Source organism: Bacillus cereus group sp. MYBK101-2 (assembly GCF_051918845.1).
GTDB classification, from domain to species: Bacteria; Bacillota; Bacilli; order Bacillales; family Bacillaceae_G; genus Bacillus_A; species Bacillus_A paranthracis.
Genome location: NZ_JBQAIE010000002.1, coordinates 435,907 through 458,369, shown reverse-complemented (window position 1 = coordinate 458,369; position 22,463 = coordinate 435,907). Strand labels below are relative to the sequence as shown.

Genomic DNA, 22,463 nt, shown 5'->3' with positions numbered 1-22,463 from the left:
TCTACCAATACACTATTTATAAAAACAAGAAAAAACCTACTTACAGCAGTAGGCACCTATCTTTATTGTATTCATTTTTCATATATTTGTCATCTAAACGAAACGTACATCCGATAGACATCTGCTAAAAACTGCTGAAATTTAATACCTTGTTTCCCTAATACATTTTCAGGATCAATCTTTCTAGCTGGGTCAAGTGTTTTATGTGATACGATATCTTTTTTCGGATTCAAGCCGAAGTTTTGACATAAATACGCATGATACCACGTAAAACGGGTATATGCTTCCCAAAAGTTAACATCACCACCATAACAAAGCTCTACTCCAATGGCAGCCTTATTGGCATCATACCCATATAAGTCATTATCTGTCGGCACACCATATCGAACATGGTAGGCAACTTCATTTATAGGAATAATTTCCAATATCGTTTTATCATCTATAAATGTATGTGCCGAAGCTTTCGGCTGTATTTCATTAAAATAATCCCGATTCCCAATCGCATTGCTACCAGGATTCCCCGTATCATGACTTACAATAAACCTTACTTTAGAAAGAGGAATACCCGGTCGTGAACTTCCATATCCAATATAGTTACGCTCTATAGGAAACATCGCCATTACTACCAACTCCCGCTTCAGAAGATTACCTTACTTTCTTTATATATGTATTCGGTAGCAATGTCCTTATAGCATATTTCTTACGCGAAGAGAAAATCGAAAATATTTGATGTGAACACCATAAATAATAAAATACTTACAGCAACTCCATAAAAACCGTAAAACCAAACACAATCTTCTTTCGTATCTAAACCGAAAAATTTATTTACTGATTGTAATAATGTGCCGCGCTTACTTTGTTTGTTTCTTAATACTTCCACTCGTTCTACAACATCTGCTGGCATCATAAATCTTTGGTCTACTGTCATTTTCATCATTTATCTCTCCTTAAAATCATTTCCGTTTTGTTTATCTAAGGAGAGTATAGCACGTTTGTTCGTGTAGAACAAGCGTTCTTTTTGTTTTTATTTTATTTTTCAACAAACCAATTAATAATTACTAATATAAAAGCGATAATCGGTCCTACTACAACCGCACCAAATATTAAAAACAATAATCCTTCTCCGAACACCCGAGCGGTACTTGCTTTTCGGTCTTGCTTCGTTTTTACGAGTTCTCCCTCTAACCTCTTAACCTTTTCTTCTAATTGTTCTACCCGTTCCATCATTTCATTTCCCATTTACAACACCTCACTCTAATACTTCAACAAAAAAACGTGATTCCCTCGAAAGGAATCACGTTTTCTCACAATATAATATTATACCCAACCTCTGAAGCGACTTGCTTCAGCCATTTTACGAACACCGACCATATACGCTGCTAAGCGCATATTCACTTTACGAACTTGTGCTGTTTCATAAATAGAATCAAATGATCTTACCATTACTTTTTCTAAACGTTGTTCTACTTCTTCTTCAGTCCAGTAGTAACCTTGGTTATTTTGTACCCACTCAAAGTAAGATACTGTTACCCCACCAGCACTCGCTAATACGTCTGGAACAAGTAAAATTCCGCGATCTGTTAAAATTTTAGTTGCTTCTAATGTTGTTGGACCATTTGCAGCTTCAACAACAATTTTTGCTTTAATATCATTAGCATTTTCTTCTGTAATTTGATTCTCAATTGCAGCTGGAACTAAAATGTCACAATCAAGTTCTAACAATTCTTTGTTTGAAATTGTATTATTAAATAGTTTTGTTACTGTACCGAAGCTATCACGACGGTCTAATAAATAATCAATATCTAATCCATTTGGATCATGCAATGCGCCGTAAGCATCTGAGATTGCAATAACTTTTGCACCTGCATCATGCATAAATTTAGCTAAGAAGCTACCAGCATTACCGAATCCTTGAACAACAACGCGTGCACCTTTAATATCAATGTCGCGTTTTTTTGCAGCTTCGCGAATACAAATTGTAACACCTTTCGCCGTTGCTGTTTCACGTCCATGTGATCCACCTAATACAAGTGGCTTACCTGTAATAAATCCTGGTGAGTTAAATTCATCGATACGGCTGTACTCATCCATCATCCATGCCATAATTTGAGAGTTTGTGAATACATCTGGAGCTGGAATATCTTTCGTCGGTCCTACGATTTGACTAATTGCTCGTACATAACCGCGGCTTAATCTTTCTAACTCACGGAATGACATTTCACGTGGGTCACAGATAATTCCACCTTTACCTCCGCCATATGGTAAATCGACAATACCACATTTTAAACTCATCCAAATTGAAAGTGCTTTCACTTCGTTTTCTGTTACATTCGGATGGAAGCGAATTCCACCTTTCGTTGGACCAACAGCATCATTATGTTGTGCACGATATCCTGTAAATATTTTAACAGTCCCGTCATCCATACGAACTGGTATTTTCACTGTCATCATACGAACTGGTTCTTTTAATAATTCATATACTTCGTTTGGATAACCCAATTTTTCTAACGCTTCACTGATAACAATTTGTGTTGAATTCAATAGTTCAAAATGTTGTTCCCTTTGTTGTTGTGTTTTTGTTTGAGTTCCCTTTTCGGCTACCATAGTAAGTAAACCCCCTGTAATTTCACTTGTTTAGTAAACCTTCATTGCCTAGTATACACCGTTAAATTTGGAATGCAATAGAAAACGCTAACAAATATATACAAAGTATTTTCTTTTGCAAGCGTTTTCACTATCATTATAGTCCTTTTATTACTTTTAGAAAAGTAAAATACTTAAATATTTAAATATTTTTTATTGTATTCATGTACAGTACTTTGAAAAGATACATTTAAGTAAGGTAAAAAAACAAAACCTTAGCTATGTTACATTAGCTAAGGTTTTGTTTTTTCACAAAGTAATTGTGTATTTGTTCAATTGCTTGAGAAGCCATTAATTCTTTACCATACTCCATTAGACGATAAATAGTTGCTGTAGACGGATTACCATATTCCGCTAAAATAGCTATAAAATCTGCCTTCAGTAATTGAATTTGCTCCTCTTCTTCCATCCAAAGATAGAAACGCCCATCCCACGTATATAATTTTCCGCCAGTTACATCAAGGTTATATAAACGATTCGACAGGTTAATTACGTCATCTAGTGTAGCAAACTCATAAAGGATATGCTCGCTTTCATCTAGAGTCACTTGCATTTCAATAAACTCGTCACGAAACTCATCATCTGTATCCGCTTCTTGATGTTCTTTCGTTACAATTACGACCATTCCTTGCGCTTGTAGAGAAAATACTTCAACTGCAATCGGACCATCCGCTTCAAATCCTAATTCTTTATTTGCTTCTTGCATCATATCACGAAATAATTGCTGTACTTTCGGTGCATTTCTCCACAAATCTTCTTTTGTTAATCCTCTTTCAGATAAATCATCAAATGTTAAGAAAATTTTTATCTTATTGTAATTTAATCGTTCCAGCCTCATCTCATACCCTCCCTACGCAACCAATGAATATAATTTTTATTATATGAAATAGAAAATAGATGGTTCTTTTCGAACAACTATTCTAACATGTTTAACCAATTATCCCATTCTTCTTTCGTATCACCAATTAGGCTTGTTTGAATGTTCAACTGATCTCGAGCACCTATTTCTCCTATAATCCCAACAGAAAGGTTCTCATTTTTTTCTTGCAAAAAATCCACATAGCTCATTGCGTTCTTCCGTTCTCGTCCGTCATCAAAAGAGATTACTACATATTTAGGTCTTATTTGCTCAACAGCTAACGAAATACTATCTTCCGCTAAGCTTGCCCGAATATATATCACATCATATCCTTTTAATCGTAAATACGTTGAGAAAACAAACCCTTTCAACATATTACTTTCTAACACGACAACTTTGTGTATAGAAGAAAACGATGATGCATTATGATATACCATCCCTAGACGCGTTTGTAAAAATGATACGACATATTGGAATTGCACCATTGTAACTTCATTGTTATTTTTTAACGCTAACAATTTATTTGACACTTGAAGAACAATACTTGCTATAACTTTTTCTGTTGCATAAATACTAAAAGCCTCGTTTAACAATGCAGAAGTTGTAATTTCATCAAATTTTAACAAAGCTTGTAGTAAATCGTCCACTAAAACAACTTCTCTATCGTAATGTATTTCATTTTGAACATTACTCTGCAAACGATTCCCTTCTAATAATTGAACTGCTTGTCCAATCATCATGCCGGATGAAACCTTGTCCATTAACCATTTCAAAATTTGAATATGCTCTTCTGTATATAATCGATGCCCCGCGTGATTCCGCTTTGGGGCTATAATTTGATATCGTCTTTCCCATGCACGAAGCGTACTTGGTTGAATTCCAATTATATTCGAAACAGCTTTTATGTTATATTTTCCGTTTAGAGTTGGCATCATTTCCCTCCGCATAACGTAATAATATGTGTTTGAGCAGGTGCTCGGAAGCGAAGTGGAACCAACGTTGTTCCATACCCATTACTAACAAAAAGAGTCATATTTGAATGCTTATATACGCCACCTTTTAAATATTTTTTAAATGGGAATAATCGAATCTGTCCTCCATGTGTATGTCCACTTAACACAAGTGAAATTTGTTCTTTTCCAGATATTTTATTTATTATATCAGGGTTGTGGCTAATTAATATGCGAAAACCATCTTCCTTACAATCAGCCAACGCTAAATCTAAACGATCACGTTTCAAGCCAACATCATCTACACCGAGCAAACAAATTTCCTCTCCTAATTCAGACTCAAATACAACTCTTGTATTATCTAAAACTTTCACATTCTTTTCTAATAATAAAGCATCCAATTCATGATATTCAATCTCATAATCATTATTTCCCCATACAAAATATACAGGAGCTATCGCTCTTAACTTTTGTATATTTGCAGAGATTTTCGATAAAGGGACACCTTTTTCCGCTAAATCACCACCAATAATTACAAGATCTACTTTTCCTTTTACTTGTTCAATTAACGAATTCGAAATGCCCCTTCTATGAATATCTGATATAAAGAATACATTTACTTTTTGAAAACTTTTCGGAAATTCTTCAAATATTAAAGTATGTTCTAGCACCGTATCACGCGTTGCTTCCGTATACATTACAAGAAGAAATATAATACCAATACAAACGAGAGTACTTAATAAGATAATCCATATCATATATTTTTTACTCCCTTCCTCATAAAGATAATTCCCAGTTTTTATAGTAAGTATTTTACTAACTCTCTCGCTTTGTGGACTTATCTTTTATCGGAATTTTTAATTCTTGACCTACATTCACTTCATCTTTTTGTAAATCATTATACTTTTTAATCACTTCGATCCCAGTTTCATCTGAAAAATATTGCTTCGCTATACTTTCTAAGGTTTCTCCCTCTTTCACCGTATGCGTGACAACTTTCTCAGATGATGCCTCGGACTGAGATTTAGCTGAATCAAAGAAAATGACCTCAAATGCACTTTTTCCAGCGTTATTACCATCACTTTTCACCTGAATATATTTATCCGTATACCATAAAATACTAATTGGTAATAATATGAATAGAAATGTTAAAACTCGAACGAAAATATGATTCATTTTAAACTTTTGTTTTTTCTCTTTATTTCTATGAATTTCACTACGCGGCGGTAAACCTTCTTTTTCTTCCACTCGCTCAACTTCTAATTCCTCTTCAAAATCAGGAATTCGTCTTCTCATGTTGTTCACCACCACCTTCCATTTATTTTCTTAATTGGAGCCCCATTATAAAATCAACAAGAAAGTGTGCAAAGATTGTTATAAACAAATTTCCTGTCCATTCAAATACATAGCCAAAAACAAAACTAATGAAACAGACGAAACAAAACAAAAATGGCTTTTTTATATACCGAATATGTAATACTGCAAATACGAAACTCGCTATTACAATACCAAAGTGCGTCTGCACTACACCTCTAAATAAAAATTCTTCCGCAAAGCCGATAATGAATGTAATAACAAGTAGATGCATAACCGACATCCCTTGAAACATCCTATCATTAATACCACCATCATCAAACCAAGAATCTGGAAATACTCGCATTGCAACATAATCTAATAACACAATACCAATCGCTAACAAGCCACCTATTATAAGTATAGACACCGGTTCCCATTTCCACAGACTATACACCGATTTTATATCTCGGAATAGTATATATGCTAGTAAACAACCGATACCGATAATAATGAACTGTGTGATATACAGATTCAGCCTTATTTCTTTCGGACTCATATCTTCAATATTATGCCTTTGAATGTTCATCATTCCCCCATCTTTTCTAGACCGAAAAGCTTTTGTAACTCTGTTTCCCAATTATAGTCGAAATCCGATTGTTGCGCTTGTCTTTTTTTATAATCTGTTTTTGTAATATGACAATAGTCGCAGCAATTCTTTAACTCGCCCTCTTTTCTGTAACCGAACTGTCGCAGCAAATATTCACGTCTACATTCTTTCACTTGTATCCATGATTTCATGTTTTCTAGCTCACTATATTTATTACGTAGCCTGATTTCTACTTCAGCTATTAATCTTGTCATAATTTCATCTGACAAGCTCTCTAATATTAATTTTCTCTGTTGTATGATTCCAAGATTTTCAAGATGATAGCGGATGAAACGCCAATATTGTTCATTAAATCTTGCTGCATTATAACAAATTTCTTCTACCTCTTCTATTGGTAATTCTTTCGTTTGAAACATTCTTTCCTGCAGTAAAGAAAATAAAAATTGTATTTGTGACTGGCTTGGCAATTCATCTTCAATGATTGAAATTGGTAAATCGTGATCTAACGGACTGCATAGTAAAATAGCTATACTAGGTTCACCATCTCTTCCAGCTCTTCCGATTTCTTGTAAATAAGAAGCTATATTAGTCGGATAGTGGAAATGAATAATATATCTCGTATTTGATTTATTTACTCCCATACCAAAAGCACTTGTACATATTACAAGCTGCAACTGGTCATTCATAAACTGCTGTTGAATTAACATGCGCTCTTCATGTTCCATACCACCATGATAGAAAGCGACACCAGTAACGCCTTTTCCTCTTAAATATTCCGTTAAACGTTCTGTCCACGCTCTGCTTGAACAATATACAATCCCCGGCCCTTGTAAATACATCACCTGTTCCAAAAGCGCCTCTTTCTTCTCTTCTATCGTCTCCACAAATTGTACTTCCATTGCTATATTTGGACGATCAATAGAATACACATGCTGCGTCACATTCTCCAAATTCAAACTCTCTGCTATATCTCGGAGTACATCTTTCGTCGCTGTTGCAGTTAATGCTAGCACCGTAGGAGACCCGATATTTTCAATAACTACATTTAGTTTTTTATAATCTGGTCTAAAATCATAACCCCATTGCGAAATACAATGAGCTTCATCCACAACAAATAATGAAATATGAACTTTCTTCAATTCTCTTATTAACAATTCCGACTGCAACATCTCTGGTGAAACAAAAATAAATTTATAAGAAGCTAATCTTTTCATCGCTTCTCTTTTTTCCTGTAATGTCCGAAAACTATTAAATGCTATCACTCGGTTTTTCACAACATATTTTAATTGTGTAACCTGATCTTCCATCAAAGATAATAATGGTGATACAACAAGTACTGTCCCTTCTTGCATAAGCCCTGGAAGTTGATAGCACATAGACTTCCCTCTTCCGGTCGGAAGCATCGCTATAACATCTTTTCCTTCCAATAAATCTGTAATGACTCCTTTTTGACCTGGACGAAATTCAGAATATCCAAACCACCTATATAAATATTCCTCAAGTTTCATTTATACCCTCCATCCGCGCCAATACAAGACGAACTTCAAAATAAGAGATATCCTCTCCAACCGCTTGTTTCAACTCACGCAGCTTACGTGTTTGTAATGCATCAATTACTTCTGTTACTTTATCTATTTTGTCTTTTTCCATAAACATTTCAATTGAAAAATCTCTTTCTCGCAAAGCAATTTCAACAAAATGATCTTCTATCGTTGCAACCTTTAGATTTCTAATTGTCGCTATTTCTTCTAATGAGCGCCCTTGCCTCCAAAAATTATATGTTTTTTTCGTTGATAAACTAAATAATTCAGCTCTCTCATTTGGATAAGAGATAATCTCAGATAATAACGGAAATTCATTTTCATAATCGCGAACTTCTTGTATAAGGAAATGAATTGTACCCCAAAATAAAAAGTACACCCTGAAAACATCTCGTTTCGTAATTTCTGCTAATTGCTGCAATGTACAACCGATACGTTCATATCCTGTTAATCTATATGTTACAATCGTCGCTTCTACCACATCACATTTCCTTAAAAGAGTATATATTTCTTTCCATAATCTTTTTGCCAATTCACTACGCCTATACGGCATACCTGTTAAAAAGCGTTTCACCCAAACCATTATTTCTGTATCTTGTTGAATAGGAATAAACTTCGTATTATTCTGTTGTAAATTAGATACAGTTTGAATAATTAAAGATAATCTTTTCCAAAACGTTTCACCTAATTCACCATAGTGCAAACCATGCAAATGGGCTGGAAAAGCATACCCTTCCTCCCATGTATGTAACTGCTTTTTACCTTTAGGTGTTAACAAATATGTATTTTCATGTATTTCTTGAATCAAATCTGCTTGCAACAACTTTGCAACTTCACGATCATATTCATTTCTATTTAACGATTTATATATTCCAAACAAAAAAGAAATTCGGAACATATTTCCATCTTGTAACGTTTGCGAAGAACGTTTTCCCTTTAATAAATAATAAATAGAAGAAACGGTTCTTTCACCATTCAATTGTTTTAAACAATACAATACAGTATATTGTAGTTGCATTACCGCTTCCACCTTTCAATCTAACTTAATTGCTTTTGATATGATTGCGCCATCTACCGTTACTCATTAAACTTATCATATGGGCAATATATACTTGTATATATTATATTGTACCAAACGAAATAACATTTACGTATTTTGAAAATCTTATGACATAATGCAGAAATTAGTTGACACTCTAATTGATAAGGATTATCATTATAATTTTATGTTGAAAAGTTTTAAAAACCGTTTTACAATAAGGTTATAATTTTTATGGCGAGCTTTTCACATACATATTATCAGGAGGGAAAAAAGATGGCAAAATATACAATCGTTGATAAAGATACTTGTATTGCATGTGGTGCTTGTGGCGCTGCTGCACCAGACATTTATGACTATGATGATGAAGGTATTGCATTCGTAACATTAGACGATAACCAAGGTATCGTTGAAATTCCAGATGTATTACTTGAAGATATGATGGATGCATTCGAAGGTTGTCCAACTGACTCAATTAAAGTTGCTGACGAATCATTCGACGGCGATGCTTTAAAATTCGAATAGTCTTTTATTAACTTCAAAAAATACCCCTCATTCATTTGAGGGGTATTTTTTGTTTTCTATTTTCAGTCTCCTTAATAAAAACCCATTAGTAGTTGTATACTACTAATGGGTTTATTTTATATTTATGCATTTTTCATTTTTGCAAATACCCATACTTTCAGGCGTGAGAATAACGCTACAAATACAATTGTTACAACAATTCCTTTAATCAAATTAAATGGTAAGATTGCCGTTACAACCGTTGTTTTTATCGCTTCGCTAGACATAGCTGGTGAATTTAAAAACCAAGTGTAAGCTGGGAATATGATGATGTAATTTAATACACTCATAATGAGCGCCATTGTAATTGTCCCTAGCATTAATCCTGTCGTTAAACTCTTAACAGTACGATACTTCCTAAATAAGAAAGCTGCTGGTCCAATAAATAAACATCCTGCAATAAAGTTAGCAATTTCTCCAACTGGTACTCCCGTTAAACTCCCTTGAATCCCGTAATGTAAAATATTCTTTATCGCTTCTACAATTACCCCTGCAACTGGCCCGAAAATAATCGCAGCGATTAGAGCTGGCACATCACTAAAATCAATTTTTAAAAATGGCGGAAGCCCTGGGAACGGGAAATCCAACATCATCAGTAAATATGCAATACTACTTAGCATTGCTACACTCACCATCTGCACTACACTGTTTTTTTGTTTCATCTTTCTCTCTCCTTTTCCATCGATCATCTCATGGAAAGTGGAAAGGTTCTGCTATGCCTACTTTTTCATAGAACGAAAAAACCCTTTGTGTTTTACACAAAGGGAGAATTTAAGGCACATCAAACAGACGTTCAAATACCTATCTTTTTTGAACGCTTGAACCTCCATCTTCTCCCATCCAGACTGTACTGTCGGCTTTGGAATCACACCAAATCCTGCCTTAACGGCTCGCGGGCTTAGAACAAAATCACATATAGTTCATCACCGCCGGTCGGGATTTTCACCCTGCCCCGAAGATAGACCGATATTCTATTTTCTACTTCATTATACAACAACATGATCGTATTGTGAACAAAAAAATCGTAACTTATTAAAAATAAGTTATTAATTTTACATAATCAAAATCATTCATTATATTTTACAATACACTCCATATTTTTTAGTATTCGGCATTTCTCCTATGAATCCCCTAGTCATATATAATTAAAAGTGATAAGATGTTGAATTGTTAAGATAAGAACATTTTCTGGATTATGGAGGAAATGTCATGAAGAAAGAGAAGAGACACTCTATTCGAGAAACAATGAAAAAAAACTTAAGGAAAGAATACTTTTACTTAAAAAAAGAATTACTTTTCTACTGTCCAATTGATTTAGGCACATTCTCAAGCGAGACATACTATGCTGCTTTCGATGAAGATGGCATCAGTATTTATCAGTATGATAAAAAGACAGAAAGTAAATTAAAATTATGTGAGCGTCATCCATGGAAGAGTTGGAATAAAGTAAAGGTTGATCATTATTTGACAACTTCACAATTTATTTTTCAAGGTGAGCGAAACTGGATATTATCCCTTTTCCAAAAAGGAAAAGAAGCTCAAAAAATAATAGAAGAGCATACATCTTTACAAACTGAAGTTGTTTCCCGCTCTTTCTTAAAAAAGCTTCCTGGTTTCCGTTCTAATGCACCATTGAATAAATACATCGGCAGCATTTGCTATACTGCACTCATTGCATTTTTATTAAAATGGATGATTCCATTTCAAGGACCACAAATCGCCCTGTACTCTATTTCAATCGGTTGTATGCTTCTTGGTTTACTTTGTTTGACAATTGGTTTAATTGAACCGACTATTGTACTATTTCGAACAAACGAAAAAACAAGAGCGAAAGTATTTTACTTATATAGCTACTTAGCTATTTCTGGATTTATATGTGTCTTTATTTTTTGGTAAAAAAGAGCTAGTTTTAACTAGCTCTTTTTTTACTTTACATATAATTGTTGATTTGGATAAATCAGCTCTTGTTGCAACCCATTTTTTTCTTGAATTTCCTTAACTGACATTCTAAATTTCCGCGCAATGCTAACTAGAGTGTCGCCTTTTTGGACGACGTATAACGATGAAGAAACTGCTTCATTTCTTTGTTCATGTAAAACAAGCAATGGATTCATCGCATTCTTTTTTGCCATCGTCCATCTTCCTTGATGAACTTCTAAATGTAAGTGTGCACCTCGGGATTCTCCTGTATTTCCTACTTCTCCAATTATTTCTCCTTTTGAAATATAATCCCCTTGAACTACATATCTCTTATTTAAATGTGCATACACAGCCTCATATTCTCCATGTTTAATAAAAACCACATTTCCATAACTACTTGAATAATAAGACTTTGTTACCTTACCTTCTTGAATAGCTGACACAGGCGCGCCGATCGGTGCCGCTATATCTATACCGTAGTGTTTTCCGTGCCTTGTCCCAAAATAATCACTTATCTGCCCTTCAACAGGCCATGCCCATTGATTTCCCTCTGCGTACACATGTAATTGAGATAAAAACAGTACTGTCAATAACATGACGCCATATTTTAAAGCTTTCATATACATCCTCCGTTTTCTAATTACGACCATACCTTCTCTATTTTGGTATATTACAGAAAAAACTATACAAAAAAGAAAGTGAATCACTCCACTTCCTTTTCTTTCTTATTACGAAAAACGATTGCACTGCGATTATACTCTACATCTTTTACTTGTAATCGAGCGTTTATTACTCTAGCTACTGCAAATAAATAGTCAGATAATCTATTTACATACTTTAGAACAACTGCATTTATTTCTCCTTCCTTTTGCAAGGATACGATACATCGTTCCGCTCGCCTTACAACTGTACGTGCAATATGAATAGCAGCTGCCGACTCGCTTCCACCTGGTAAAATAAAGCGCTCTAGCGGCGGTGCTTCTTCTATATACGAATCAATTCTACCTTCTAAGTTTTCGACCATTTCAATTTTTACTTTATAAGGAATTTTCTCGCCTACTATCGCCAAGTCTCCCCCGCAATCAAATAGTTCATGTTGAATCGTTTCAAGTTCATTGTAAATATCTCCGAAAGCCCCGCCTTGTAGTTTCGTCATCGCATATCCAATATGAGAATTCGCCTCATCTATCGTGCCATATGCTTCCACTCGGATATCATCTTTATCCACTCTGCCACCTATTACACTTGTTGTTCCTTTATCTCCTGTTTTTGTATATAATTTCATCGCTTTACGACACCCCTCTCATTATTCTTCATTCGACTAAGTTAGAAAAAAAGTTCTACTATTATTTATTTAATTGATTTTACAAAAAAATAAAAAACAGTAGAACTTTATTCATTATCAACTTTAAAAACACATATCTAAATTATACGATTCGGTAAATATACAGAGAATGTAGTTCCCTCTCCAACAACACTTGAAACAGCAATTTTCCCATCATGGCCTTGCACAATATTTTTGGCAATCGCAAGCCCGAGTCCTGTTCCACCTTTTTTCCCACGTGTTCTTGCTTTATCAGCTTTATAGAAACGATCAAATAAAAATGGAATATCTTCTTCTGGAATACCGGCGCCTGAATCTTGCACTTCAAAAATAAGACCATTATTTTTCGTATCAATTACAAGTGTTACATGTCCGCCTGCGTTCGTATGACGTATTGCGTTATCAATTAAATTCGTCAATACTTGTTCCATACGATCTGCATCAAACGGGTACTGCTCAATTGAATCTTTGAAATCAACCGTCAACGCAACTTCTTTATCCTTCGCAATCCCTTGGAATTTACGACCTATTTTTTCAACGAAAGGATGAATATCAACTTCACCTATATGTAACTCTACATTACCACTTTCCATACGCGCTAAATCTAACAATTCATTTACAAGTTTACCTAAACGAACGGATTCATCATAAATGATTTGAACAAACTCATTAATTTCTTCTTTTGTTTGCACAATATCATCTAAAATCGCTTCACTATACCCTTGAAGCATGACCATCGGTGTACGAAGTTCATGTGATACGTTCGCAATAAAGTCTTGACGCATCTTCTCAAGACGGCGTTCTTCCGTCATATCACGCAATACAGCTACAGCCCCGCGAATTTTCGTTTGATTGTAAAGCGGCGTCATAAGAACTACATAGTTACCTTTTTGTAAATTAATTTCAACCACTTGTTGTTGTTCGCTTTCTACAACGAGATGGAATAGTTCAACAAGTTCAGAAGGTAGTTTTTTACTGAGCTCTATCTCTTTTTCTTCTTGCCAAACTTGTAAGAAATGTTCAGCCGGCGGATTGATTACAACGACTTCACCCTCTTGATTTAATGTAATAACCCCATCTGCCATACTACTTAAAATACTAGCTAACTGCTCTTTCTCTTGCTGCAGGGCATTCATATTAAACTTCAACTGTTTCCCCATTTGATTTAAGGCTGTTGCAAGCTCACCAATCTCGTCCTGGGATACCATAGGAGCTTTTGCATCAAACTTCCCACGCGACACCTCAAAAGCAACCTCACGCATTTTACGAAGTGGCGCTGTAATTCGAGTAGATAAGAAGAATGCAAAGAAAGTTGTTAATATAATCGCAATCCCTGCTGATAAGAATATAAAATCAGTCGTTCTTTCCATACCTTGTATCGGTACTTGTAAAGATTCGTATACAAACACTGCACTTTCATTTTTTGACTGTACTGGTTTTCCGACAATCATAATATCATTTTCAGTATTTTTATTCTTTCTACTATTAGAGGCTTTTCTAATGTTATTCTTAATTTCTTTTTTGTCTGTAAAAACAGCCGCTAATTCTTTATCTTCTTTTAAGTCATCCATTGTAAGAGTGACTAATCCTTCTTGTTTCGGTGAAGAAGATATTTCTTTACCATCTTCTACAATAATGATCCTTGAAAGTGGGTCAGAGAATTTGTACGCGATATTCTCAATCGTTTTGACATCGGCACCTTCTTCAATTAACTCTGAAACACTTGTTGCAACCTTTTGAAGCCTAGCTTCACTCATATCAACATAATATGTTCTAAAAAACTGTGAAAGTAAAATCGCAACAAATCCAAGCACGAACGAAACGAGAAGTAATATGGTCATCCATAACTTCCCTACTACACTTCTCCAAAGCATCAGTCGTTCACAACCTCAAACTTGTAACCTACGCCCCAAACGGTAACAATCATCTTCGCAGCATCGGGTGATTTTTTACTTAACTTCTCACGTAAACGCTTTACATGCGTATCAACTGTACGTAAATCTCCGAAGAATTCATATTGCCATACTTCTTTTAGCAATTGCTCACGATCGAATACTTTATCAGGCGCTTTCGCTAAGAATAATAGTAATTCGTACTCTTTCGGTGTTAAGTTCACCTCATTACCATCTGCTGTAACACGGTGTGCATCATTATCAATTGTTAAATGAGGGAATACAGTAACATCTTTTGTCGTTGTATCTTGCGTAAAGAATGTTGTTGGTACAGAACGGCGTAAGACCGCTTTCACTCGAAGCACTACTTCACGTGGGCTAAATGGTTTCACAATATAATCATCGGTTCCTACCTCAAACCCTTGTACTCGATTTACTTCTTCACCTTTTGCTGTCAACATAATAATTGGCGTCGCTTTCTTCTCACGAACCCCTTTACATACTTCGATACCATCTTTACCAGGCATCATAAGATCTAATAAAATTAAATCATAATCATTTTGCAGTGCCATTTCTAAAGCTGTATCACCATTGTCTGCTTCTTCAATTGTGTATTGTTCTCTCTCTAAATACATTTTCAACAAACGACGAATACGATCCTCATCGTCTACAATTAAAATTCTTGATTCATTTTCCATTTCTACCCGTTGCGTACTTTTACCACAACGGTTCACACCTACCCTTCTATACTATTATGTTGCGCTATTCTCGTTTATTTAAGCAATCTTCTAAATGTTTCACTTCCCATATTATGCTTCACAAGAATAATAAAGTTTGTTCAATTTTTTTCCAAAACTATGTATTTTTTTTGAACAGTATATAATGTCCTCGACATCATTTTACAAAATCAACCGCTACTTTGTCATGTTTTTCTCAAAAAAGAAGAAAAGTTGACAAAAATAAAATAGGAAAGTGACATACACTCTCCTATTTTATTTCTCTATGCGTATGAATGTAAACCCGCGATAATTAAGTTTACTACAATAAAGTTAAACATAATAATTGCAAAACCAATTACCGCTAACCATGCTGACTTCTCTCCATGCCATCCTTTTGATAAACGTAAATGTAATACCGCCGCATAAAAAAGCCACGTTATAAGTGCCCAAACCTCTTTCGGATCCCAGCCCCAAAAACGTGTCCACGCTATTTGAGCCCAAATCATGGCGAAAATTAATGCACCCAATGTGAAAACTGGGAATCCAATTGCAATAGAACGATATCCTATTTCATCTAACAAATCGCTATTCGTATTTTTCACTAACGGCTGAAGTGCCGCTGATACTCGTTTACGTAAAATTAGCCTTAATACAATATAGAGTAACGTTCCGACTAACACTGACCAAATAACAGTATTTAATTTTTTCGCATTTACAATCGCCGGAACTTCAACTGTCGGCTCTAATTTATTTTCTGTCAGTAACTTCCCTTCATGCGGCCCCACTAAAGCCGGAAGATTATATTTCATTTCCACTTGTTGTTCATTTTTATCAATCCATTGAAACTTTGCTTCATATTTCATACTAGAATATACCGTTGTTACTCCAATAAACCCAACTGTACAAACAAGTGTGAATACTACCGTCTCTAGCCAAAATGTACGTTTACTTTTCACTGATTGATCTACATTTTTCAATAAATACATAACGCCCGTAATAAAACTAATTGCTAAAATTGCTTGTCCTGCAGCCGCAGTCGTCACGTGAATATGTAACCAATTACTTTTTAAAGATGGAATAAGCGGTGATATTTCCCTCGGAAACATACTTGCATAAGCAATTAATAAAAGCGCAACTGGTAATGCAAATAGTCCGATTATACTTACGCGGTACATAAAGTACATGACAATAAATGCTCCGACAAGCATCATGCCGAAAAACGTACCAAATTCAAAAAAGTTACTAACTGGCGCATGACCTGATGCGATCCACCTTGTTACAAAATAAACTGTTTGTGCAATAAACCCTAAAATTGTAATCGTTATTCCTACGTTTGCCCATTTATGACCCTTTTCTTTAATTGCTCCCCCAAAAAATAGAGTGGCAATTAAATATAAAATAAATGCGGTAAAGAGAAAGTTACTACTTATTTGCACCATATCGTTTCCCCACCTTAACTAATTTTTTTATCGACTACTTTATCATTTGGTTGCGGAATTGCTGTACCTTCTAGTACTCTTTCAATATCTTTCTTTAAACCGAACCAGTTTTTATTCGTATGTCCTGCAATCCACCATTCATCATTAACGCGTTGTATCCAAATACGGCGATGATTCCAATACATACCTTGAATGACACCAACCATAAATATAAATCCTCCAATACCGAGAATCCAAAGCGTTAAATCTTTCCTTACAGTAAGTGCTGTTGCATTTTGCATTTCCACACCTGCAAAGGACATTTTATATTTGTTATTCCCATCAGCTTCTATATTTTGCTGTATACCAACAAAACTCACTTCACCATCTGGTGTTTCAGGTGTAAACATTTTAAATACGAATGCAGGGTTGTTTGGTAATTTTGTTTTTGTATTTGGTCTTCCATTCTCATCAAAATAAAAATCAGGGAAATAGCTTAATAGTTCTAAAGAATAACCATTTCCTAAATCATATTTTTCTGCAGGGTTTGTTAAATCAACTTTAATCGGTCCCCACTTTTGATTATTTTCTTTATTTTGCAAACGGAAGGACATACTTTTAAATTCATTTTCTCTATAACTCAATTGATAAACAGCAAATTGATCAAATTTCAGCGGTTCATTTACTCGAATTTCAACTTCTTTTACTTTTTCCAATTTTGGTTTTTGTCCAGCTATCTTTTCACCTACCGCTTTATATAATACGGCATTCGTTTGGAAGTTTTTCGCAATCATTTTATCACCTACACGGTCAATTGCTTCATCAAAAACTTCCTTGTCCTTACTTTTATCATAAACTTCCTTTATAAACTTCTCACTTTTTAAATAATATTGGCCATCCGTCCCTGGGATTTCTTTCGTTTCACCATCACGTAACCAAAGCGTTTCATCTACATACATACTCGGTAAAAAACGAAGCATCGCACCGAATAAAAAGATAATAAGACCGATATGATTTACATATGGACCCCAACGCGAGAAACGTCCCTTTTCTGCTAAAACGTTTCCGTCTTCCACTTTCACATTATAGTTCGTTTTCTTTAAATTCTTTTGAACTTTGTCAAAATCTCCCTCTTGCGGTGTACCAGTGCCATATAATCTTTGTCTCTTTAAAAAGCTAGGATGCCTTTTTACGCCTTGCTTTTTTAAAGCTTTATAAAGTGGAATAACGCGGTCTAAACTACATATCACAAGTGAAATACCGATAGAAGCAATCAAAATCATATACCACCATGAACCGTATAAATTATTAAAGCCTAATTGATAGTATAATTGCCCTAAAAATCCGTATTCTTGCTTATAATATTCAGCTGGTGCAATCCCTGGAGTTATGTACATTTCTTGCGGAAAAATAGTTCCAATCGCCGATGCAGCTAAAGTGATTACAATGAGCCATACACCGACTTTTACAGAAGAGAAAAAACTCCAAATTTTATCGACTATCGTTTTTGTTTGCGTGAGAGATCTCCGGGCGCTTCCCTCATAGCGCATATCCAATAGTTTTATATTTTCATTGCTTTCAAATGGTTTCCCGCAAGCTTCACAAAAAACGGTTCCTATCGGATTTACATGTCCACATTCACACTTAATTTCTTTCAACACTCTCACCGCCCCTGTATCTATATGTACTATTGTATATTCTAGTCTTAATTTACCGCAATACTCAGAATTTTTAAACCAAAGGCGCTATAGGTAAGCGCCTTGTATGTAAAGGCTTTCTTTATTACGGAGTGATTTTCTTTAAATACTCCTCCAGTTGTTCCTTCGTTTGTTCACCTTTAATCTCTTGAATCACCTTACCATCTTTATCAATCAAGAAGCTTGTTGGTAATGGTATTACTCCATACGTTTTTATAATTTCTCCACCTTTATCGATTGCAACGGGGAACTTAAGATCGTATTGTTTCACAAAATTCTTAACAGCAATATCCGTTTCATCTGCATCTAACGCAATAATTTCAACGCCTTTTTCTTTATACTTTGGATATAATTCATTCATATAAGGCATTTCTTTCTCGCAAGGTTTACACCAAGTGCCCCAAAAGTTTAAAAATACACCTTTTCCCTTTAAATCTTTTAATTCAATTTTCTTTCCTTCTAAATCTGTTACAACGAAATTAGGTGCTTCTTTTCCAATTTGCATTTTCTCTTCTTTAGTGAAATACCCTTGATAAAGTGTAAATCCTACAGCACCGCTTAAAATGAGCAGAATAATAACACGAAATAATAAGCGATTTTTCTTCATATTGTTTCCCCTCTCTTCGACGAGTGATGAATATATGTATTTTTTAATAAATCACCAGCGGAGCATTCCACTGGTGAAATTTTCACAATATCGATTAGCGAGGCTTTGTAGAAGCCAATGCACGTAATTGTTTTACCTCATGTGGTGTCAATTCTCTTGCATCACCAGGTCGCAGGCTTCCTACTTCTAAGAAAGCATAGCGTTCACGCTTTAGTTTCACTACTTTACAATCTAACGCTTCAAACATACGACGTACTTGACGGTTACGTCCTTCATGAATTGTTAATTGTACAATCGCCATTTCTTTACGCTTGTCCCAAGAAATAATCTTCACACGTGCTGGTGCTGTTTTTCCGTCTTCTAACATAACACCGCGTTCTAACATGCGAATTTTCTCACCTGTTAGTGGACCTTTTATTTTTGCAACATATGTTTTTTCAACTTTATATCTAGGGTGCATTAATACGTTTGCGAAGTCCCCATCGTTTGTCATTAATAATACACCAGACGTATCATAATCTAAACGTCCGATTGGGAATAAACGTTGTGTAATCTCCGGGAAAAAGTCTGTTACAACACTTCTTCCTTTATCATCTGATACACTTGAAATTACGCCAGTTGGTTTATATAGTAAAAAATAAACAGGTTCTTCTTTTTCAAGAGGGATGTTATTTACTTCTACTTTATCTTGAGGAGTTACTTTCGTTCCTAACTCCTTCACTATTTTTCCGTTAACTTTCACTTTTCCTTGCTGAATTAATTCCTCAGCCTTTCTTCTCGATGCAATACCTGCTTGCGCAATCACTTTTTGTAATCGTTCCATTTCTTTTTTTCACCTCGAATTTATCTTACCTTACATTAGAAAGACTTGGCAACCGCATACGCTTGACGGCTTTTCGCTTCATCTTACTTAAACAACATAGCGATGATAATAAACATATAAAGGTCAAACCATGTTTTTACCTTTTATTATTGTCCATATTTTTCATATTGCTCACAATAAAAGTTCATTATTTTGTCAAAAATACCGCATAAAAAAACCACTATTAAGCAACACCTTAATAGTGGTCGTATACGTATTATAAGCGAAATAGCATAAAAAATGAATAGTATTACTTAAACATTAAAGAAACAAACACAATCGAACAAATAATTCCGATTAAATCAGCAAAAAGTCCTACTTTTAATGCATCTCCCATTTTTCTAATTCCAACAGCTCCGAAGTATACTGTTAAAATATAAAAAGTCGTATCTGTACTCCCTTGCATCGTAGAAGCCAATCGCCCAATGAATGAGTCTGGTCCATATGTGGCAATTAAATCGGTCGTAATACTTAAACCAGCAGAGCCCGAAATAGGACGTATAAGTGCTAGTGGAACAATTTCTGCTGGGACATGAATTAAATCTAACATCGGCTTCATTACTGATATCATTGCATCTAATGCACCTGAAGCTCGAAATATAGAAATAGATACGAGCATTCCAACCATAAACGGTAAAATAGAGATTGCAATTTGAATCCCTTCTTTCCCCCCCTCAACGAACGATTCATACGTCGGCACTTTCTTTATCGTTCCATATAAAAGGATAAAACCAATTACACAAGGGATTACCCATAATGATATCGTATTAACAATACTCATTTTTTCCGCCCCTTCCTACTCCTTCTTCGGTAAAAATAGCGATCAATCCAAATCGCTCCGATCATAGAAAGTACTTGTGCAATGAATGTTACCCCAACAATTTCAGTTGGATTCGCTGATTCATACGTCATTCGAATTGAGATGACAGTAGTAGGAATTAAAGTAATCGCTGATGTATTTAACGCAAGAAACGTCACCATAGAACGGCTCGCCGAATCCTTTCCCCCATTTAACTCTTTCAATTGTTCCATCGCTTTTATACCAAGAGGGGTCGCAGCATTACCTAACCCAAAAAAGTTAGCCATCATATTCGATAAAATAAATCCCATTGACGGATGGTCCTTTGGTATTTCTGGAAACAACCTTTTTACTATCGGCATAAAAAGTGACACTAACTTTTTTAACAATCCTGCTTCCTCTGCAACTTTCATTAAACCGAGCCAAAATACTAAAACACTAATGAGTCCTATACAAATTGTTACTGCGTCTTTTGCTCCATCAAATACTGCTTTATTGATTGCTTCCATCGTTCCATTTATCATGGCATATACAATCCCTATGACTGCCATCGCTACCCATACGAGATTAACCATCGCTTCCAACACCTATCATATGAGAAAAAATTTCTTTCACATTATTCCAATACACTCCCGTTGTAGCTACTAACTTTCGTTTACTATAAAATAAATTTCGTTCTCCAACTTTCTCATTGCCAACATAAATTTCTGTCTTTCCAACCTTTACTCCATCCTTAAGTTTCGCACTTTTATCAAGTTCAACTTTTAATACGACATTCTTTCTTTCCTGCTCAGTTAAAGGTACCGCAAAACTATTTTTCGTATAAACATGATTGGCATATTTCTTTTCAGTTATTTCAGCAAGAGCTCCTTGTCCTACCACGTTTGTTTGTTTGAAACGTTCAAAACCTTTATCAAATAAATTCATATGATCATCCCAATCGCTAGAAGCGCTCAAAGTTACGACAATTAAATCTAGTCCATCTTTTGATGCTGTTGTAACAAGCGTCCGGCCTGCTTTCTTCGTAAAACCCGTTTTTCCTCCTGTTGCAAATTCATAATAAGACGTCACAAGTTTATGTTTGTTTTTCCACGGATAATCCCACGAATCTGATTTATACGTTTTTGTCCCAAAAATCTTCTTAAAGGTTTCGTTCCCCATTGCATACCTTGTTAAAAGTGCCATATCATAGGCCGACGAATAATGGGATCCATCTCCATCCAAACCATGTGGGTTTGAAAAGTGAGTATCTTTCATTCCAATTTGTTTCGCCTTTTCATTCATTAAATATACAAACCCTTCTATACTCCCTCCTACATTTTCAGCAATTACTTGTGCTGCATCATTACCAGATCTAAGCATGAGTCCGTATACTAAATCCTCTAATTTTACTTTCTGTCCAGGCTTTAAATAAATTGCAGATCCTTCGACCCTGACCGCTTCATTACTTACTAATACCTTTTCTTTCATTTTTCCTGATTCAGCAGCTAACAAGGCCGTCATAATTTTTGTTATACTAGCAATTTTTTGCGGCTCATGTTCTGCTTTTCCGTATAATACACGTCCAGAATGTTGCTCCATTAATACAGCATTACGAGCACTGACATTGCTGTTCATCTTTGCATATGTAGGAATTGGTATAACGCTTGCGTACATAATAAGAAGCGTAATGATTACACAAATTCGTCTCATATTTCCCCCCACGTCCTTTTGGCACTTTTTGTAC

General features: G+C 35.1%; 25 protein-coding genes and 1 riboswitch. Of the genes, 2 read left to right on the top strand and 23 right to left on the bottom strand.

Translation table 11 applies throughout. The features are described from left to right. Positions 1–89: 89 nt before the first annotated feature. From ACTFSI_RS07690 to ACTFSI_RS07640, 11 genes are all read right to left on the bottom strand, one after another. Positions 90–620 carry a peptidoglycan recognition protein family protein gene (locus tag ACTFSI_RS07690; protein ID WP_001240643.1) on the bottom strand — a complete coding sequence of 177 codons (531 nt, stop codon included), beginning with the start codon at positions 618–620 and terminating at the stop codon, positions 90–92. A gap of 80 nt (positions 621–700) precedes the next feature. Beyond that, positions 701–937: a DUF3961 domain-containing protein gene (locus tag ACTFSI_RS07685; RefSeq protein WP_001983018.1), complete on the bottom strand. Its 237-nt coding sequence runs from the start codon at positions 935–937 to the stop codon at positions 701–703. 92 nt (positions 938–1,029) lie between these two features. Then, positions 1,030–1,239, bottom strand: a complete 210-nt coding sequence (locus ACTFSI_RS07680; RefSeq protein WP_000526183.1) for a hypothetical protein — start codon at positions 1,237–1,239, stop codon at positions 1,030–1,032. A 78-nt stretch (positions 1,240–1,317) separates the two neighbouring features. Then, positions 1,318–2,604, bottom strand: a complete 1,287-nt coding sequence (gene gudB, locus ACTFSI_RS07675; RefSeq protein WP_000225176.1) for an NAD-specific glutamate dehydrogenase — start codon at positions 2,602–2,604, stop codon at positions 1,318–1,320. A 268-nt stretch (positions 2,605–2,872) separates the two neighbouring features. Continuing rightward, entirely contained in the window at positions 2,873–3,481 is a 609-nt protein-coding gene (locus ACTFSI_RS07670) for a genetic competence negative regulator (RefSeq protein WP_001235392.1), read from the bottom strand. 77 nt (positions 3,482–3,558) lie between these two features. Beyond that, positions 3,559–4,434, bottom strand: a complete 876-nt coding sequence (locus ACTFSI_RS07665; RefSeq protein WP_001142646.1) for a MerR family transcriptional regulator — start codon at positions 4,432–4,434, stop codon at positions 3,559–3,561. Then, positions 4,434–5,210 carry a metallophosphoesterase gene (locus ACTFSI_RS07660; protein ID WP_440045311.1) on the bottom strand — a complete coding sequence of 259 codons (777 nt, stop codon included), beginning with the start codon at positions 5,208–5,210 and terminating at the stop codon, positions 4,434–4,436. The genes ACTFSI_RS07665 and ACTFSI_RS07660 overlap by 1 nt, the downstream gene beginning before the upstream one ends. 58 nt (positions 5,211–5,268) lie before the next feature. Then, positions 5,269–5,748, bottom strand: coding sequence for a LysM peptidoglycan-binding domain-containing protein (locus ACTFSI_RS07655; protein ID WP_001254344.1), 480 nt, complete (start codon positions 5,746–5,748; stop codon positions 5,269–5,271). A 22-nt stretch (positions 5,749–5,770) separates the two neighbouring features. Further along, a complete protein-coding gene (locus tag ACTFSI_RS07650; protein ID WP_001025762.1) occupies positions 5,771–6,334 on the bottom strand; it encodes a CPBP family intramembrane glutamic endopeptidase in 564 nt (187 codons plus the stop codon). Next, positions 6,334–7,863, bottom strand: a complete 1,530-nt coding sequence (locus tag ACTFSI_RS07645) for a RecQ family ATP-dependent DNA helicase (RefSeq protein WP_197225711.1) — start codon at positions 7,861–7,863, stop codon at positions 6,334–6,336. The genes ACTFSI_RS07650 and ACTFSI_RS07645 overlap by 1 nt, the downstream gene beginning before the upstream one ends. Continuing rightward, positions 7,853–8,914, bottom strand: a complete 1,062-nt coding sequence (locus ACTFSI_RS07640; RefSeq protein WP_044790502.1) for a helix-turn-helix domain-containing protein — start codon at positions 8,912–8,914, stop codon at positions 7,853–7,855. The genes ACTFSI_RS07645 and ACTFSI_RS07640 overlap by 11 nt, the downstream gene beginning before the upstream one ends. Positions 8,915–9,211: 297 nt before the next feature. Between ACTFSI_RS07640 and ACTFSI_RS07635 the strand changes: the two genes are divergently transcribed. Continuing rightward, complete coding sequence (locus tag ACTFSI_RS07635) at positions 9,212–9,460, top strand: ferredoxin (RefSeq protein WP_001151996.1); 249 nt, start codon at positions 9,212–9,214, stop codon at positions 9,458–9,460. Positions 9,461–9,582: 122 nt separating this feature from the next. Here the strand turns inward: ACTFSI_RS07635 and ACTFSI_RS07630 are convergent, their stop codons facing one another. Then, positions 9,583–10,161, bottom strand: coding sequence for an ECF transporter S component (locus tag ACTFSI_RS07630; RefSeq protein WP_000810855.1), 579 nt, complete (start codon positions 10,159–10,161; stop codon positions 9,583–9,585). A gap of 162 nt (positions 10,162–10,323) precedes the next feature. Then, positions 10,324–10,463, bottom strand: a riboswitch (FMN riboswitch). Between the two features lie 245 nt (positions 10,464–10,708). Between ACTFSI_RS07630 and ACTFSI_RS07625 the strand changes: the two genes are divergently transcribed. Further along, positions 10,709–11,395, top strand: coding sequence for a hypothetical protein (locus tag ACTFSI_RS07625; protein WP_000711807.1), 687 nt, complete (start codon positions 10,709–10,711; stop codon positions 11,393–11,395). A gap of 29 nt (positions 11,396–11,424) precedes the next feature. Here the strand turns inward: ACTFSI_RS07625 and ACTFSI_RS07620 are convergent, their stop codons facing one another. From ACTFSI_RS07620 to dacB, 11 genes are all read right to left on the bottom strand, one after another. After that, positions 11,425–12,039, bottom strand: coding sequence for a peptidoglycan DD-metalloendopeptidase family protein (locus ACTFSI_RS07620; protein WP_000645699.1), 615 nt, complete (start codon positions 12,037–12,039; stop codon positions 11,425–11,427). An 83-nt stretch (positions 12,040–12,122) separates the two neighbouring features. Next, a complete protein-coding gene (locus ACTFSI_RS07615) occupies positions 12,123–12,704 on the bottom strand; it encodes a cob(I)yrinic acid a,c-diamide adenosyltransferase (protein ID WP_044793693.1) in 582 nt (193 codons plus the stop codon). 137 nt (positions 12,705–12,841) lie between these two features. Next, the gene (resE, locus tag ACTFSI_RS07610) at positions 12,842–14,617 is read right to left on the bottom strand and encodes a sensor histidine kinase ResE (RefSeq protein ID WP_000964668.1); all 1,776 of its coding nucleotides are present in this window, start codon (positions 14,615–14,617) and stop codon (positions 12,842–12,844) included. Further along, on the bottom strand, positions 14,617–15,333 hold the full coding sequence (gene resD / locus ACTFSI_RS07605; protein WP_000426862.1) for a DNA-binding response regulator ResD: 717 nt from the start codon (positions 15,331–15,333) through the stop codon (positions 14,617–14,619). The genes resE and resD overlap by 1 nt, the downstream gene beginning before the upstream one ends. Positions 15,334–15,635: 302 nt before the next feature. Beyond that, the gene (gene resC, locus ACTFSI_RS07600; RefSeq protein ID WP_000250096.1) at positions 15,636–16,793 is read right to left on the bottom strand and encodes a cytochrome c biogenesis protein ResC; all 1,158 of its coding nucleotides are present in this window, start codon (positions 16,791–16,793) and stop codon (positions 15,636–15,638) included. A gap of 14 nt (positions 16,794–16,807) precedes the next feature. Continuing rightward, the gene (gene resB, locus ACTFSI_RS07595) at positions 16,808–18,433 is read right to left on the bottom strand and encodes a cytochrome c biogenesis protein ResB (protein WP_000910544.1); all 1,626 of its coding nucleotides are present in this window, start codon (positions 18,431–18,433) and stop codon (positions 16,808–16,810) included. A 121-nt stretch (positions 18,434–18,554) separates the two neighbouring features. Next, a complete protein-coding gene (resA, locus tag ACTFSI_RS07590) occupies positions 18,555–19,076 on the bottom strand; it encodes a thiol-disulfide oxidoreductase ResA (RefSeq protein ID WP_197225710.1) in 522 nt (173 codons plus the stop codon). Positions 19,077–19,170: 94 nt separating this feature from the next. Further along, positions 19,171–19,899 (bottom strand): 23S rRNA pseudouridine(2605) synthase RluB, encoded by a 729-nt coding sequence (gene rluB, locus ACTFSI_RS07585; protein WP_000440555.1) that lies wholly within the window; start codon positions 19,897–19,899, stop codon positions 19,171–19,173. A gap of 289 nt (positions 19,900–20,188) precedes the next feature. Beyond that, the gene (gene spmB, locus ACTFSI_RS07580; protein WP_000029511.1) at positions 20,189–20,719 is read right to left on the bottom strand and encodes a spore maturation protein SpmB; all 531 of its coding nucleotides are present in this window, start codon (positions 20,717–20,719) and stop codon (positions 20,189–20,191) included. Beyond that, the gene (gene spmA, locus ACTFSI_RS07575) at positions 20,716–21,312 is read right to left on the bottom strand and encodes a spore maturation protein SpmA (protein WP_000247807.1); all 597 of its coding nucleotides are present in this window, start codon (positions 21,310–21,312) and stop codon (positions 20,716–20,718) included. The genes spmB and spmA overlap by 4 nt, the downstream gene beginning before the upstream one ends. Then, positions 21,305–22,429, bottom strand: a complete 1,125-nt coding sequence (dacB, locus tag ACTFSI_RS07570) for a D-alanyl-D-alanine carboxypeptidase DacB (RefSeq protein WP_197225708.1) — start codon at positions 22,427–22,429, stop codon at positions 21,305–21,307. Before dacB ends, spmA begins: the two co-directional genes overlap by 8 nt. Between the last annotated feature and the right edge of the window lie 34 nt (positions 22,430–22,463).

Bases quoted from the DNA above. Each gene is read 5' to 3' on its own strand.
- ACTFSI_RS07690 (WP_001240643.1), bottom strand. From the start codon at position 620: ATGGCGATGTTTCCTATAGAGCGTAACTATATTGGATATGGAAGTTCA.
- ACTFSI_RS07685 (WP_001983018.1), bottom strand. From the start codon at position 937: ATGATGAAAATGACAGTAGACCAAAGATTTATGATGCCAGCAGATGTT.
- ACTFSI_RS07680 (WP_000526183.1), bottom strand. From the start codon at position 1,239: ATGGGAAATGAAATGATGGAACGGGTAGAACAATTAGAAGAAAAGGTT.
- gudB (WP_000225176.1), bottom strand. From the start codon at position 2,604: ATGGTAGCCGAAAAGGGAACTCAAACAAAAACACAACAACAAAGGGAA.
- ACTFSI_RS07670 (WP_001235392.1), bottom strand. From the start codon at position 3,481: ATGAGGCTGGAACGATTAAATTACAATAAGATAAAAATTTTCTTAACA.
- ACTFSI_RS07665 (WP_001142646.1), bottom strand. From the start codon at position 4,434: ATGCCAACTCTAAACGGAAAATATAACATAAAAGCTGTTTCGAATATA.
- ACTFSI_RS07660 (WP_440045311.1), bottom strand. From the start codon at position 5,210: ATGATATGGATTATCTTATTAAGTACTCTCGTTTGTATTGGTATTATA.
- ACTFSI_RS07655 (WP_001254344.1), bottom strand. From the start codon at position 5,748: ATGAGAAGACGAATTCCTGATTTTGAAGAGGAATTAGAAGTTGAGCGA.
- ACTFSI_RS07650 (WP_001025762.1), bottom strand. From the start codon at position 6,334: ATGAACATTCAAAGGCATAATATTGAAGATATGAGTCCGAAAGAAATA.
- ACTFSI_RS07645 (WP_197225711.1), bottom strand. From the start codon at position 7,863: ATGAAACTTGAGGAATATTTATATAGGTGGTTTGGATATTCTGAATTT.
- ACTFSI_RS07640 (WP_044790502.1), bottom strand. From the start codon at position 8,914: ATGCAACTACAATATACTGTATTGTATTGTTTAAAACAATTGAATGGT.
- ACTFSI_RS07635 (WP_001151996.1), top strand. From the start codon at position 9,212: ATGGCAAAATATACAATCGTTGATAAAGATACTTGTATTGCATGTGGT.
- ACTFSI_RS07630 (WP_000810855.1), bottom strand. From the start codon at position 10,161: ATGAAACAAAAAAACAGTGTAGTGCAGATGGTGAGTGTAGCAATGCTA.
- ACTFSI_RS07625 (WP_000711807.1), top strand. From the start codon at position 10,709: ATGAAGAAAGAGAAGAGACACTCTATTCGAGAAACAATGAAAAAAAAC.
- ACTFSI_RS07620 (WP_000645699.1), bottom strand. From the start codon at position 12,039: ATGAAAGCTTTAAAATATGGCGTCATGTTATTGACAGTACTGTTTTTA.
- ACTFSI_RS07615 (WP_044793693.1), bottom strand. From the start codon at position 12,704: ATGAAATTATATACAAAAACAGGAGATAAAGGAACAACAAGTGTAATA.
- resE (WP_000964668.1), bottom strand. From the start codon at position 14,617: ATGCTTTGGAGAAGTGTAGTAGGGAAGTTATGGATGACCATATTACTT.
- resD (WP_000426862.1), bottom strand. From the start codon at position 15,333: ATGGAAAATGAATCAAGAATTTTAATTGTAGACGATGAGGATCGTATT.
- resC (WP_000250096.1), bottom strand. From the start codon at position 16,793: ATGGTGCAAATAAGTAGTAACTTTCTCTTTACCGCATTTATTTTATAT.
- resA (WP_197225710.1), bottom strand. From the start codon at position 19,076: ATGAAGAAAAATCGCTTATTATTTCGTGTTATTATTCTGCTCATTTTA.
- rluB (WP_000440555.1), bottom strand. From the start codon at position 19,899: ATGGAACGATTACAAAAAGTGATTGCGCAAGCAGGTATTGCATCGAGA.
- spmB (WP_000029511.1), bottom strand. From the start codon at position 20,719: ATGAGTATTGTTAATACGATATCATTATGGGTAATCCCTTGTGTAATT.
- spmA (WP_000247807.1), bottom strand. From the start codon at position 21,312: ATGGTTAATCTCGTATGGGTAGCGATGGCAGTCATAGGGATTGTATAT.
- dacB (WP_197225708.1), bottom strand. From the start codon at position 22,429: ATGAGACGAATTTGTGTAATCATTACGCTTCTTATTATGTACGCAAGC.